This window comes from Kitasatospora sp. NPDC040550 (assembly GCF_055594965.1).
In genome coordinates this window covers 265,721-278,924 of the sequence record NZ_JBVIWC010000009.1, presented here as the reverse complement: position 1 = coordinate 278,924, position 13,204 = coordinate 265,721, and the positions used below count along the sequence as shown (strand labels likewise).

Genomic DNA, 13,204 nt, shown 5'->3' with positions numbered 1-13,204 from the left:
GAGGGTACGGGTTTCGCGACGGCGATGCGGACGTTGGACCACACGCGGGTGACGATCGCGGCGCAGGCGGTGGGGATCGCGCAGGGTGCGCTGGACTACGCGAAGGGCTATGTCCAGGAGCGCAGGCAGTTCGGGAAGGCGATCGCGGAGTTCCAGGGTGTGCAGTTCATGCTGGCGGACATGGCGATGAAGTTGGAGGCCGCGCGGCAGATGACGTATGTGGCGGCGGCGAAGTCGCAGCGTGGGGACGCGGATCTGACGTTCTTCGGTGCGGCGGCGAAGTGTTTCGCGTCGGACGTGGCGATGGAGGTGACCACGGACGCGGTGCAGTTGCTGGGTGGTTACGGGTACACGCGGGACTACCCGGTGGAGCGGATGATGCGGGACGCGAAGATCACCCAGATCTACGAGGGCACCAACCAGGTCCAGCGGATCGTCATGGCCCGCAACCTGCCGTAACGACGGCCCGACGGGCCCCGACGGCCGGCCGGTCCAGCCGACCGGCCGTCGGGGGCGCCCCGTCGCGCCGATGCTAAGTTCCGGAGAATGAGCGAGAAGGAAGAGCAGGACCTGCCCATGAACGACGGGCCCTCGAAGCCGGCCATGCGCGAGGCGCTGGTGGCCGCGGCCTTCGAACTCTTCCTGGAGCGAGGCTTCGAGCAGACGACGGTCGACGACATCGTCTCGCTCGCCGGCGTCGGCCGGCGCTCCTTCTTCCGCTACTTCCCGGCGAAGGAGGACGTGGTCTTCCCCGACCACGAGCGCAGCCTCGCCGAGATGACGGAGTTCCTGGAGTCCGGCACCGGCGAGGAGGACCCGGTCCGGCACGCCTGCGAGGCGGCCCGGCTGGTCCTGCGGATGTACGCGGAGCAGCCCTCCTTCTCCGTCCAGCGCTACCGCCTCACCCGCAAGGTCCCCGGCCTGCGCGCGTACGAGCTGTCGGTGGTCTGGCGCTACGAGCACACCCTCGCCGCCTACCTGCGCGGCCGCTTCGCCGACCGCCCGGACGGCCCGCTGCGCGCCGACGTGATCGCCGCCGCCGTGGTCGCCGCGCACAACCACGCCCTGCGCACCTGGCTGCGCTCGGGCGGCGAGAGCGACTGGGTGGCCGAGGTGGACGCGGCGATGGCCTTCGTCACCTCCACCTGGAGCGACCGCCCCGCCGACGCCGCCCCGGAGGGCGAGAGCCCGGCCGACGACGTGGTGGTGCTGGTCGCCAGCCGTCGTGCGCCGCTCTGGCGGATGGTCCAGGGCATCGAGAGCGCCATCGGCGACTCCCGCCGGATCTGACCGCAGCGGCCCGGCCCGGCCCGCTGGGTCGGCCCGCAGCGCAGCCCGCCGGGCCGCCGGCCCCGCTCTGCCTTCCCCCGAACCCTCCTGACCGATCGTCCGTCGGTCCCCCCGCCCTGCGTGCCGCCACCTGACGGCGCCCGCCTGCGCCTCGGCCCCGCCACAGCCGTCGGCGGCCAGCAGGGCTCTGGAACGAAGCCCTGGAAAACGAAGAGGACCCCAGATCAACTGGGGTCCTCTTCTGTCGGTGTCCGAGGGGGGACTTGAACCCCCACGCCCGATAAAGGGCACTAGCACCTCAAGCTAGCGCGTCTGCCATTCCGCCACCCGGACTAGGTGTCGTCCTCGCGGCTTCCGATCTCTCGTCCGTCGCGCTGACAGATGTAACTGTAGCAAAGATCGGCTTGAGCTCCCAAAACGGCTCCGGAACGGGCGGACGTGCTGGTGGCGGGGCTGGTGGCGGGGGCAAGGGGTGGTCTGTGGCCGGGGTGTGACCAGCGGGTTTCGGGGGCGTGCGGGGGGTGGATCGTGATCGAGGGCTGGGGGAGGATGGGCGGACGTGCTCGTACGGCCCGGGTAGCAGGTCCTGGGGGTGGCGCGCTGGTGCGTCGGTGCGGGCCCAAGACGAGGAGTGACCGTGAGCGAGCGGAGCGAGTCGGCGGCGCCGAAGGTGACGGCTGAGTCGGAGGTCGCCGAGATCTGTCGCGATCTGATCCGGATCGACACCAGCAACTACGGGGACGGCTCCGGCCCGGGCGAGCGCAAGGCGGCCGAGTACGTGGCCGAGCAGCTCGCGGAGTTCGGGATCGAGCCGCAGATCTTCGAGTCGGCCAAGGGGCGGGCCTCGACGGTGGTGCGGATCGAGGGCGAGGACCGGTCCCGCCCCGGCCTGCTGATCCACGGCCACACCGACGTGGTGCCGGCCAACGCCGCGGACTGGACGTACGACCCCTTCGGCGGCGAGATCGCCGACGGCTGCGTCTGGGGGCGCGGCGCGGTCGACATGAAGGACATGGACGCGATGACCCTCGCCGTCGTCCGTGACCGGCTGCGCACCGGTCGCAAGCCCCCGCGTGACCTGGTGCTCGCCTTCCTCGCGGACGAGGAGGCGGGTGGCACCTACGGCGCCCGTTTCCTGGTGGACAAGCACCCGGAGCTGTTCGAGGGCGTGACCGAGGGCATCGGCGAGGTCGGCGGCTTCTCCTTCACCGTCAACGACCAGGCCCGGTTCTACCTGGTGGAGACGGCGGAGAAGGGCATGCACTGGATGCGCCTGACGGTCGAGGGCCGGGCCGGGCACGGCTCGATGTCGAACGACGACAACGCGATCACCGAGCTGTGCGAGGCCGTCGCCCGGCTCGGCCGCCACAAGTTCCCGCTGCGGATCACCCCGAGCGTGCGGGCGTTCCTGGACGAGCTGTCGGACGTCCTCGGGTACCGGCTGGACCCGGAGGACATGGACGAGGTGGTCCGCGTGCTCGGCGGCATCGCCAAGATGATCGGCACCACGTTCCGCAACACCGCCCAGCCGACCATGCTCGGCGCCGGCTACAAGGTGAACGTGATCCCCGGTCAGGCCACCGCCCACGTGGACGGGCGCTTCCTGCCCGGCTACGAGGAGGAGTTCCTCGCCGAGTTGGACAGCGTGCTGGGCCCGCGCGTGAAGCGGGAGAGCCTGCACTCGGACCGGGCGATCGAGACCGACTTCGACGGCGCGCTGGTCGAGGCGATGCAGACCGCGCTGCGCGCGGAGGACCCGATCGCCCGGGCGGTGCCGTACTGCCTGTCGGGCGGGACGGACGCCAAGTCCTTCCAGGACCTCGGCATCCGCTGCTTCGGCTTCGCGCCGTTGCAGCTGCCGCCGGAGCTGGACTTCGCCGGGATGTTCCACGGCGTGGACGAGCGGGTGCCGGTGGACGGGTTGAAGTTCGGCGTCCGGGTGCTGGACCGCTTCATCGACGCCTGCTGATCACCTGCTGACCGATCGAAGTCTGCTGATCAGGCGACTGGGTCGGCCCGCTCCCGGACTGCCGGGGGCGGGCCGACCGCATTGTCGGAGCGCATGATTGTGGGACGGGTGGAAAGCGATCAACAGAAACGATTCTGCTGGCAATTCCGCGCCGATCATCTGTGCGAAGGATCACCGTTGCGGGTGAATGGGAAATCTGTTCCGTACCCCGTTTGCCGCAGCGTCGTTCATTCCTTTGCAGCCCGCCGAACGGGGTGCGTTGTCCATACAGGAGGAATGATGAAGGTCAAGAAGATCGCCGCTGTCGCCGCCGCCACCGGTGGCCTGGTGCTCGCCGCCGCCGGTGTCGCGTCCGCTCACGGCGGCGCCGGTGCCGAGGGTGTGGCCGCGGGTTCCCCGGGTGTCGTCGCGGGCAACCAGGTCCAGATCCCGGTCCACGTGCCGGTGAACCTGTGCGGCAACACCGTCAGCGTGATCGGCGTGCTGAACCCGGCGTTCGGCAACCACTGCGCCAACTTCTGAGCCGGTCTCCGGGCCGCTGAGGCCCGTTGAGCCGGGCTCGGTACGGCCCCCGGGCGGCGGACGCGCCGCGCCGGGGGCCCTTGCGTGTCGGGCTCGACAACGTTCGAACGTCCCGATCGCTCGATCGGGTGAAGCTGCTTCGTTCGGCTCAACCTCGCCGTTTGCCTCTCGTTAACTCCTGTGCAGTCAAAGGCCTTGCGCGATTTCCGGATATACGGAAATTCCGACTTTCATACGGGTTCATGCCAAGGTCGCCATGCCGTCTCGATACGTCAGGGGAAATCATGAGGAATGTAGCCAAGAAGGGGATCCTCACTGCCGTGGCCACCGGCAGCGTGCTGGCCTCGACCGCCGGCTACGCCTACGCGGGCGCCGAGGCGCAGGGGGGTGCGGCGGGATCACCGGGTGTCGCCTCGGGGAACTCGGTGCAGGTGCCGGTCGAGGTGCCGATCAACGCCTGCGGCAACACGGTCGACGTGATCGGCGTGCTGAACCCGGCGTACGGCAACCACTGTGCCAACGCCTCCGGCGGCGGCCGCCACGCCGCCCCGCGGCCCGGCCAGGGCGGCCACTCCGGTGCCGGTGCCGGCGCCGGCACCGGCGCCTCCCGGGGCTCCTCCGCCTCAGGTGCCTCCGCGAGCGGCACCGCGGCGAACTCGGCCGGGGTGATCTCCGGCAACAGCGTCCAGGCCCCCGTGCACGTCCCGGTCAACGCCTGCGGCAACTCCGTGAACGTGGTGGGCGCCGGCAACCCGGCCTTCGGCAACGAGTGCGGCAACGTGGCCCACCCCGCCCCGAAGCCGACCGACGACTGCCCCGAGGGCCACACCCCGCCGCCGTCGACCGGCGGCGACACCGGTACGGGCAGCTCGCGCAACGGCGGCGCGTCGACCGGCGCCACCCCGAGCACCCCGGCCGCCCAGCCGTCGAGCAACGCCGGCACCCAGGCCGTCCCGGCCGCCGCCCGCACCAACGCCCCGGCCGCCCCGGCCACCCAGAGCGTCGCCGCGAGCGGCGAGCTCGCCCACACCGGCGCCGGTGACGTCGAGATGCTCGGCGCCGCCGGGCTCGCGCTGCTGATCGGTGGCGGGGTGCTCTACCGCCGGGCCCGCGCCGGCGCCCGCTGAGACGAACAGCTGAACAGCTGAACAGATGAACGGACGCACCCGCGGCCGCCCGGTGAAGGGGCGGCCGCGGGTGCGTGAAGGCTCGGCGCGCACTCGGCGCGCAGCGACTCGGGCGGGGCACCTCAGCACGGGGCACCTCAGTGCGGGGCGCCTCAGGACAGAGCTCACGGCGGGGCGCCCCCGCCCGTCACCAGCTCCGGATCTGCCGGATGATCCGTCGCTTGAGTCGGACCGTCCGGCTGCCGTCGGGGAACAGTCGCAGCCGGTCGAGCTCCCAGTGCCCGTACTCGGCGTGCTCGGTGAGCAGTTGGCGCGCCGCGTTGCGGGTGGTGCCGCGCGGCATGCGCAGCGACTGGTACTCGTACTCCGGCTGCCGGACCGGCTTCGGTGGGGTCAAAACGCTCCTCCTGAGGATCACCTGCACGCAAGCCTACGGCCTGCCCCGGACAGTCGGCCCGGGTATTTCCGGCCGTCCTCCCGCCCCGGTGCGCTGGTTCGACGGCTCCCGGCCCGGAGGCTTGTCTGACAGTGCATCAGTTCTGTTGCTGCTGTGGAGGGGATACCCCGATACCGGCGCGAGAAGCGGTACCCGGACGGCCCCGCCGGACCGTCTGCGCGCCCTCTGCGCCCGCCCCGCGCCGGTCCCGGCGGGGGACAGAACGCACGGAATCGGACATCAGGGGGGAAGTTGCGGTGAAATCGCGGGTGTAGGTGACAACCGCTGTGCGTACCGGCGCCGCGGGGAGATAGCGTCTGCACCATGTCTGATGCCGCGCAGCCCACCATTGCCGAGGTACGCGCCGCCGCTGAGGCGGTCAAGGCCGCCATCGACCGTCATCTGGAAGCGGTGTCAAGCCCCAACGCAGCTGATGATCCCGCCGTCACCGCTGCCTACGAGCAGCTCGCGACGGCGGCCATCGCCTACGACCAGCTCCTGTACGAGGTCTACGACGAGGTCACCCCCTTCGAGATTCCCGGCGACGAGGGACCGGGCGGCTACCACGGCCCGGAACAGCCCGAGGCGATCAGCGTGCTGATCCGGCGCGACTACCACGTGGTCGACCCCAAGCGGCTGCGCGCGCAGGCCGAGCGGCTCGACGAGTCGCTGACCCCGGGGGGTGCCGGCGGCGTCAACTCCGCGATCGGCGTGCTGTTCGGCGAGTACGAGCCGGACGAGATCGCCGCCCGCAGCGAGGAGTTCGGCCTGGAGGAGGCGGACTCGACGCTCTGGGTCGCGGCGGCCGAGCCGACCGAGCCGGGGGAGTGGCTGCCGGAACCGTTCGAGCACGCCGACCCGCAGTTGCTGATCTGCCGGTTCGACGTGAGCGAGGTCTACGACGACGAGGACCCCGACGACTGACATCGGACGAACGCGCGAGGGGCGGGCCCGGAGTTCTGGGCCCGCCCCTCGCGCGTTCGCCGGTCGGTCAGTCGGTCAGTCGGTCAGTCGGTCAGTCGGTCAGTCGGTCGGACGGCCGACCGACCGACGGATCAGTCCTCGGCGACCGCGTTCTCCGCGAGGATCGCCCTGAGCCGGGTGGTGCGCGGCTGCGCCGGGCGCTCGGCGACGGCCTGGGCGAGCGCCGGGCCCGCCGCGTGGACCACCGACAGGTGCCGTTCGCCGCGCCCGAAGGCCGTGTAGACCCACTGCCGGGAGAGCGCCGGCCCGGCGTCCTCCGGGACCACGACCACTGCGGCGGGCCAGCGGCGGCCCAGCGCCTGGTGGACGGTCAGTGCCCAGCCGTGCCGCAGCCGGCCGGCCTCCGCGGGCGGGACGGTCCGGCGCGAGCCGTCCGGGAACTCCAGGTGCAGTCCGGCCGCGTCGCCGTCCAGCACCCGGGCCGGGCGGGTGACCCCGGGGGCGGGGGACTCCACCACCCGGTCACCCGGGTCGAAGCCGCCGAACCGGCCGGGGCCGGGGTTCAGCCGGGCCTTCGCGGCCGCGTTCAGCGCCCGGGTGCCGGCCGGGCCGCCGTGGCCCGGGGTGAGCAGCACCACCTGCTCGGCGGGGATGCCGAGCGCGCGCGGGATGGAGTCGGTGAGCAGCTGGACGGCCCGGTGGACGGCCTCGCCGCCGTCCTTGGCGGTCAGGATGACCACCTCCTTCTCCGGCGCCTCGACCGGTTGCAGCTCGCCGACGCCGACCCCGGAGACCAGCTCGCCGATCGGGCCGAAGTCCGGGGTGCGGGAGGCGACCGCCGGGCAGGCCTTGGCGGCCAGCAGGTCTGCGAAGAAGCGGCCGGGGCCGGCCGACCAGAGCTGGCCCGGGTCCCCGCTGAGCACCAGCCGGGTGCCGTCGGCGAGCGACTCCAGGACGGTGGCGGCCAGTTCGACGTCCAGCAGCGGCGCGTCCAGCACGACCAGGAGGTCCAGCGCGAGCGTGCCGTCGGCCGCCCGGCCGGGGCCGGCCGTACCGGACAGCAGTTCGGCGAGGGTCACCACCGGCGTCGCGGCGAGGGAGAGGGCGTTGAAGGAGTCCCGGCCCTGGTCGGTCCAGGTGGCGGCCCAGGCCCGCAGCCCGAGCCCCGTGGCGGCGGCGAGCAGCGCGGCCGGCTCGGCCCGGGCCGCCTCACCGCCGGTGTGCAGCACCAGGGCACTCCCGGCGACGGTCCGGATCAGGGTGGTCGCGGAGGAGGACGGCGCGGCTTCGGCGGCGGCCTCCCAGGCGGCGGGGCTGGGAGCGGCGGGTACGGGTTCGGCGGACTCCTCGGAGCCCGCCCCGGACGACGGTTCCCCGCCGTCCTGCTCCTCGCCGTCCTGCTCCTCGGTGTCCTGCTCCTCGGTGTCCTGTCCCTCGGCGTGCTGCTCCTCGCCGCTCTGCTCCTCGGCGTCCTCGCCCGGCACGAAGGTGGCCATCAGCTGGAGCAGCTTCTCGGCGAGGCTGTCCTCCGCCATCGCCGGGCCCTCCAGGGCGAGCAGCATCCGGGTCGGCGGCTCGTCCTCGTCCTCCTCGCCGCCCGGGGTCGGGGCCCCGGGGCCGGTCAGCTCCTCCTGGAACGACAGCAGCCGCCCCTCGGCGACGGCCTCCGCGATCGCGGCGAGCGGGTCCGGGACCCGGAGCCGTTCCAGCCCGGCGACCACGTCCTTGGCGTCCTGGGCCGAGTGCCCGCGCAGCGCCGCCTGCTCCAGCAGCCAGACCACCAGGGCCCGGGCCCGTCGCTCGTCGTCCGGGCCGACCTCGGCTCCGAGCAGGCCGCGGGCGAAGTGGTCGGCGTGCTCGGGGCGTACGCCGGGGAGCCCGAGGACCGCCCACGGGTCCTCGCGCAGTCGCTCCGCGGCCTCCTCGCCGAGTGCGGCCACCGCGGCGGCGGCCAGGTCGGCGGGGGCGCCACCGGCGGTCAGCACCGCGGTGGTCTCCCGGAGCGCGTCCTCGCTCGGCGCGGCGGGCCGCATCGGTGCGGCGAGCGGGGGAGCGGCAGGCCGGGTGACCGGCGGGGTGACCGCGGCGGCCGCGGCCGGTTCAGCCGCCGGTGCCTCACCGACACCCGGCGCGGACCCCTCGGCCACGGACCCCTCGGAAGACCCTTCCGACTCCCCGGACCTCTCGGTTCCCTCAGGCCCCTCGGACCCCTCGGACCCCTCGGACCCCTCGGACCCCTCGGCCTCCGGAGCCTTCGGGGCGGAAGGCCCGAGCCGGTGGGCCCCCGGCCGCGCCTCCTGCTGCTCGATCCGGCGCATCCGCGCCACGATCTCCGCGATCGTCGCCTGGTCGGGCGCGGCCGCGGCCGCAGCCCCCTCCGGAGCGCCGTTGCCCGTGCCACTCATCGTCGTCCGCTCCAAAGCTCACTCCACTGCACGTTCTGCACTGCTCGTTCTGCTCGACCATTGGTTCGACCAGCGGTTCGACCCGCGGTTCGACCGCCCGGCTCGACCCACCCGGCTCCGGGGCTAAAGCTCCGTCCACCCCTGGTCCGGGTAGCGGTGCACCGGAGACGAGATGTCGTCCAGCGCGCCGCGGATCTCACCCGGAAGCGTAAGCGCCTCCACTGACAGCGCCGCCTGGAGCTGCGCCACGGTGCGCGCCCCGATCAGCGCGCTCGCCACCCCGGGCCGGTCCCGGACCCAGGCCAGCGCGACCGCGAGCGGGCTGCTGGCGAGCCCGTCGGCGGCGGTGGCGACGGCGTCCACGATCCGCCGGGAGCGCTCCCCGAGGTACGGCTGGACGAACCCGGACAGGTAGGGCGAGGCACCGCGCGAGTCCTGCGGGACGCCGTGCCGGTACTTGCCGGTGAGCACCCCGCGGCCGAGCGGCGAGCCCGCCAGGAGGCCGATCCCGGCGTCGAGCGCGGCGGGCAGCGCCTCGCGCTCGATGCCGCGCTGGAGCAGCGAGTATTCCAACTGGGCGCCGGCCAGCGGCATCCGGTCGTGGTGGGCGCGCTGCCAGGTGGCGGCCTTGGCGAGCTGCCAGCCGCTGAAGTCGCAGACGGCGGCGTAGCGGGCGCGGCCGGAGGAGACGGCGATGTCGAGGGCGCTGAGGGTTTCCTCGACGGGCGTGGCCGGGTCGAAGGCGTGGACCTGCCACAGGTCGACGTAGTCGGTGCCGAGCCGGCGCAGCGAGGCGTCCAGGGCGGCGAGCAGGTGGCCGCGGGAGCCGTCGAAGCGGCGGCTGGACTCGGGGACGCTGCCCGCCTTGGTGGCGATGACGAGTTCGGAGCGCGGGACGAGGCTGTCGGTGAGGCGGGAGATCAGGTACTCGGCCCCGCCGTCGGCGTACACGTCGGCGGTGTCGACCAGGTTGCCGCCGGCGTCGACGAACTCCTTGAGCTGCTCGGCGGCTTCGTGCTCGTCGGTGTCGCGGCCCCAGGTCATGGTGCCGAGACCGAGGCGGGAGACCTGTAGGCCGGTACGGCCGAGGTGACGCTTTTCCATCGGACGGGCCCTCCACTGGCCGGTGGCACCGGTGGCCCCGGTAGCCCCTGTAAACGCGCAGGTGGGGGAGAGTGCTCCCCACGTCGGCTGAGCGTAGCGGCCGGTCCCCGGGCAGGGGCGCAGACCCGCAGAACGATCAATGCGGCAGGTGTGACCCAGACCACCACTACCCGTCAGTAGCATGACCTGCGCGGACGCGGCTACGCTCGCCAGCAGGCCCGCCCGACGTGCTGGCACGCCCCGCCCGACCGGCCACGACGCCCGCCCGACTGGCCACCGGGCCCACCCGACTGGAAGGTTCGGCACATGCGACTCGGCATCAACCTCGGCTACTGGGGACTCGGCATGGACGCCGACAACATCGCGGTGGCCCAGGAGGCGGACCGGCTCGGCTACTCGGTCTGCTGGGCGGCGGAGGCGTACGGCTCGGACGCCGCGACGGTGTTGAGCTTCGTCGCCGCGAAGACCGAGCGGATCGACGTCGGTTCGGCCATCTTCCAGATCCCGGCCCGCACCCCGGCGATGACCGCGATGACCGCCGCGACCCTGGACACCCTCTCCGGCGGCCGCTTCCGGCTCGGCCTCGGCGTCTCCGGCCCGCAGGTCTCCGAGGGCTGGTACGGCGTGAAGTTCGACAAGCCGCTCGCCCGCACCCGTGAGTACGTGGAGATCATCCGCAAGGCGATGTCCCGCGAGCGCCTGGTGCACGAGGGGGTGAACTGGACCCTTCCGCTGCCCGGCGGCCCGGGCAAGCCGATCAAGCTGACCGTGCACCCGGTGCGCGAGCAGATCCCGCTGTACATCGCCGCGATCGGCCCGAAGAACCTGGAGCAGACCGGCGAGATCGCCGACGGCTGGCTCGGCATCTTCTTCGCCCCCGAGCACGCCGCGCTCTCGATGGACCCGTTGAAGGCCGGGCGCGCCAAGGCCGGCAAGCCCCTGGAGGGCTTCGACCTCTGCCCGACCGTCACCCTCGCGGTCGGCGAGGACATCAAGGCCGGGGTCGACTCCCAGCGCTCCTACGCCGCCCTGTACATCGGCGGCATGGGCAGCAAGGAGAAGAACTTCTACAACCAGCTGACCCGGCGCATGGGTTACGAGCAGGCCGCCGACGAGATCCAGGAGAAGTACCTGGCCAAGGACTACGCGGGCGCCGCGGCCGCCGTCCCGCACGACCTGATCGACGCCACCTCGCTGATCGGCGACACCGCCCGGATCGCCGACCGGATGCAGGCCTACGCCGATGCCGGCGTCACCACGCTGACCCTGGCCCCCGCCGGCTTCACGCTGGACGAGCGGATCCGGGCGCTGCGCACCGGCGTCGAGGCGCTGGAGCGGGCCGGACTGGCCTGATCCGCCGGGTGTGGTCCCCCGGGTCGGTCTCCCGGGGGTGACCCATCGGGGGTGACCCACCGGGCGGGAGGCGAGCGGCACGACAGCCAGCGGCACTACAGCCAGTCGTGCCGCTTGAACACCCGGTGGAGCACCACGCAGACCAGCGCCATCAGCGACAGCACCGCCGGATAGCCCCACGGCTGGTGGAGCTCGGGCATGTCGTCGAAGTTCATCCCGTACACGCCCGCGATCATGGTCGGCACGGCGGCCAGCGCCGCCCAGGCCGAGATCTTCCGCATGTCGTTGTTCTGCTGCACGCTCACCTGGGCCAGGTTGGCGCCGAGGATGTCGGACAGCAGCCGGTCCATGCCGTCCACCTGGTCGTTCACCCGGGCCAGGTGGTCGGCGACGTCCCGCAGGTAGGGGGCGGTCTCCGGCTGGACGAAGGGGGCGCCGCGCTCCAGCCGCAGCATCGGTTCCAGCAGCGGGGCGACGGCCCGGCGGACGGTCATCACCTGACGCTTGTAGCCGTAGATCCGCCCGGCGGTGTCGCGGCCGACCCGGCCGGGGGCGAAGACGTCCGCCTCCAGTTCGTCCAGGTCGGCCTGGAGCGCGGTGGCCACCTCGACGTAGCCGTCCACCACGGTGTCGCAGACCGAGTGCAGCACCGAGCTGGGCCCGTAGCGCAGCAGTTCGGGTTGCTGTTCGAGCCGGGCCCGCAGGCCGCTGAGCGGGGTGTCCTCGCCGTGTCGGACGGTCATCACGAAGTCCGGGCCGAGGAAGACCATCACCTCGCCGCTGGTGACGGTACGGGTGTCGGCGTGGTGGCCGAGGGTCTTGAGGGTGACGAACAGCGAGCCCTGGTAGGCCTCGACCTTGGGGCGCTGGTGGGCGCTGACGGCGTCCTCGACGGCCAGCGGGTGGAGCGCGAACTCCTTGCCGACCCGGTCGAGTTCCTCGGTCGTCGGCTCGAAGAGGCCTATCCAGACGAAGGCTCCCGGGCCGGCCTCGCGGGCGGTGGCGAGCGAGTCGGTCAGGTCCTCGGAGGTCCCGAGCCGGCGGCCGTCCCGGTACGCGGCGCAGTGCACGATCATGCGGGCCATTGTCCCCCGGGCGCGCCCGCCGGGCCGGGAGCCGGGCCACCGGGCGGATCCGAGCCCAGCGACGAGCCCCGCGCGACGAGCCCCGCGCGACGAGCCCCGCGCGACGAGCCCCGCGCGAGGAGTCCCGTCCAGGCGCCCCCGGCTGCCGGACCGCACCCCACGGCGGAGTCCGGAGGCCGTAGGCTAAGCCCCATGCCCACCCTGCTGCTCGTCCGTCACGGCCGCTCGACCGCGAACACCGCCGGGATCCTGGCCGGTTGGACCCCCGGCGTGGACCTGGACGACACCGGGCGCGCCCAGGCCGCCGCGCTGGCCGGGCGGTTGTCCGGGATCCCGCTGGCGCTCGCCGTCAGCAGCCCGCTGGAGCGCTGTCGGCAGACCCTGGAGCCGCTGCTCGCCGTCCGCCCCGAGCTGGGCGCGCCGACCGAGGACGAGCGGCTGGGGGAGTGCCACTACGGCGAGTGGACCGGCCGCCCGCTGGCCGAGCTGGCCAAGGAGCCGCTCTGGCGCACCGTGCAGGACCACGCCTCCGCCGCGGCCTTCCCCGGCGGCGAGTCGCTGCGCGCGCTGAGCCACCGGACGGTCGACGCCGTCCGCGAGTGGAACGCGAGGGTCGCCGACGAGCACGGCGAGGACGCGGTCTGGATCGCCTGCTCGCACGGGGACGTGATCAAGGCGGTGGTGGCCGACGCGCTCGGTCTGCACCTGGACCACTTCCAGCGGATCAGCGTCGAGCCCTGCTCGGTCACCGCCATCCGCTACACCCCGCAGCGGCCCTTCGTGCTCAGAACGGGTGACACCGGCGACCTCTCCTCGCTGGCGCCCCGGCCCTCCGCCGCCCCGGCCACCCCGGCGGGTGACGCGGTGGTCGGCGGCACGGCCTGAGCGGCCCGCCCGCCCCCGCGCCCGGCCCGCCCCGCGCACCCCGCCCGAACGGCGCGCGACACCGTCCGGGCCGGGGGGTGCCACCCCGTCCGCGGCCCCCGGCT

The 13,204-nt window shown here is 73.2% G+C and carries 12 protein-coding genes and 1 tRNA gene; 8 read left to right on the top strand and 5 right to left on the bottom strand.

The features are described from left to right. Positions 1 to 459: acyl-CoA dehydrogenase family protein (locus ACZ58X_RS16640; RefSeq protein WP_470334340.1), on the top strand; the 459-nt coding region annotated here is incomplete at its 5' end. 87 nt (positions 460 to 546) lie between these two features. Continuing rightward, positions 547 to 1,290: a TetR family transcriptional regulator gene (locus ACZ58X_RS16635; RefSeq protein WP_360245516.1), complete on the top strand. Its 744-nt coding sequence runs from the start codon at positions 547 to 549 to the stop codon at positions 1,288 to 1,290. Positions 1,291 to 1,538: 248 nt separating this feature from the next. Here ACZ58X_RS16635 and ACZ58X_RS16630 read toward each other — a convergent pair. Next, a tRNA-Leu gene (locus ACZ58X_RS16630) sits at positions 1,539 to 1,623 on the bottom strand. Positions 1,624 to 1,927: 304 nt separating this feature from the next. Between ACZ58X_RS16630 and ACZ58X_RS16625 the strand changes: the two genes are divergently transcribed. The 3 genes from ACZ58X_RS16625 to ACZ58X_RS16615 all read left to right on the top strand — a co-directional run bounded on the left by ACZ58X_RS16625 (position 1,928) and on the right by ACZ58X_RS16615 (position 4,908). After that, on the top strand, positions 1,928 to 3,259 hold the full coding sequence (locus tag ACZ58X_RS16625) for a M20/M25/M40 family metallo-hydrolase (RefSeq protein WP_360246117.1): 1,332 nt from the start codon (positions 1,928 to 1,930) through the stop codon (positions 3,257 to 3,259). Positions 3,260 to 3,538: 279 nt separating this feature from the next. Then, positions 3,539 to 3,781, top strand: a complete 243-nt coding sequence (locus tag ACZ58X_RS16620; RefSeq protein WP_470334339.1) for a chaplin — start codon at positions 3,539 to 3,541, stop codon at positions 3,779 to 3,781. Between the two features lie 284 nt (positions 3,782 to 4,065). Then, positions 4,066 to 4,908, top strand: coding sequence for a chaplin (locus tag ACZ58X_RS16615; RefSeq protein WP_470334338.1), 843 nt, complete (start codon positions 4,066 to 4,068; stop codon positions 4,906 to 4,908). Positions 4,909 to 5,095: 187 nt separating this feature from the next. Here the strand turns inward: ACZ58X_RS16615 and ACZ58X_RS16610 are convergent, their stop codons facing one another. After that, complete coding sequence (locus ACZ58X_RS16610) at positions 5,096 to 5,305, bottom strand: DUF5703 family protein (protein ID WP_350517275.1); 210 nt, start codon at positions 5,303 to 5,305, stop codon at positions 5,096 to 5,098. Positions 5,306 to 5,668: 363 nt separating this feature from the next. On the opposite strand from ACZ58X_RS16610, the gene ACZ58X_RS16605 reads away from it, so the two are divergent. Next, positions 5,669 to 6,268, top strand: a complete 600-nt coding sequence (locus ACZ58X_RS16605) for a hypothetical protein (protein ID WP_375897262.1) — start codon at positions 5,669 to 5,671, stop codon at positions 6,266 to 6,268. A gap of 131 nt (positions 6,269 to 6,399) precedes the next feature. Here the strand turns inward: ACZ58X_RS16605 and ACZ58X_RS16600 are convergent, their stop codons facing one another. Beyond that, the gene (locus tag ACZ58X_RS16600) at positions 6,400 to 8,673 is read right to left on the bottom strand and encodes a helix-hairpin-helix domain-containing protein (protein ID WP_470334337.1); all 2,274 of its coding nucleotides are present in this window, start codon (positions 8,671 to 8,673) and stop codon (positions 6,400 to 6,402) included. 123 nt (positions 8,674 to 8,796) lie between these two features. Then, positions 8,797 to 9,777, bottom strand: a complete 981-nt coding sequence (locus ACZ58X_RS16595; RefSeq protein WP_470334336.1) for an aldo/keto reductase — start codon at positions 9,775 to 9,777, stop codon at positions 8,797 to 8,799. A gap of 306 nt (positions 9,778 to 10,083) precedes the next feature. Between ACZ58X_RS16595 and ACZ58X_RS16590 the strand changes: the two genes are divergently transcribed. Continuing rightward, a complete protein-coding gene (locus ACZ58X_RS16590; protein ID WP_470334335.1) occupies positions 10,084 to 11,130 on the top strand; it encodes an LLM class F420-dependent oxidoreductase in 1,047 nt (348 codons plus the stop codon). A gap of 95 nt (positions 11,131 to 11,225) precedes the next feature. Here the strand turns inward: ACZ58X_RS16590 and ACZ58X_RS16585 are convergent, their stop codons facing one another. Then, positions 11,226 to 12,206, bottom strand: coding sequence for a magnesium and cobalt transport protein CorA (locus ACZ58X_RS16585; RefSeq protein ID WP_470334334.1), 981 nt, complete (start codon positions 12,204 to 12,206; stop codon positions 11,226 to 11,228). A 201-nt stretch (positions 12,207 to 12,407) separates the two neighbouring features. On the opposite strand from ACZ58X_RS16585, the gene ACZ58X_RS16580 reads away from it, so the two are divergent. Next, complete coding sequence (locus ACZ58X_RS16580) at positions 12,408 to 13,100, top strand: histidine phosphatase family protein (RefSeq protein WP_470334333.1); 693 nt, start codon at positions 12,408 to 12,410, stop codon at positions 13,098 to 13,100. Positions 13,101 to 13,204: the final 104 nt, after the last annotated feature.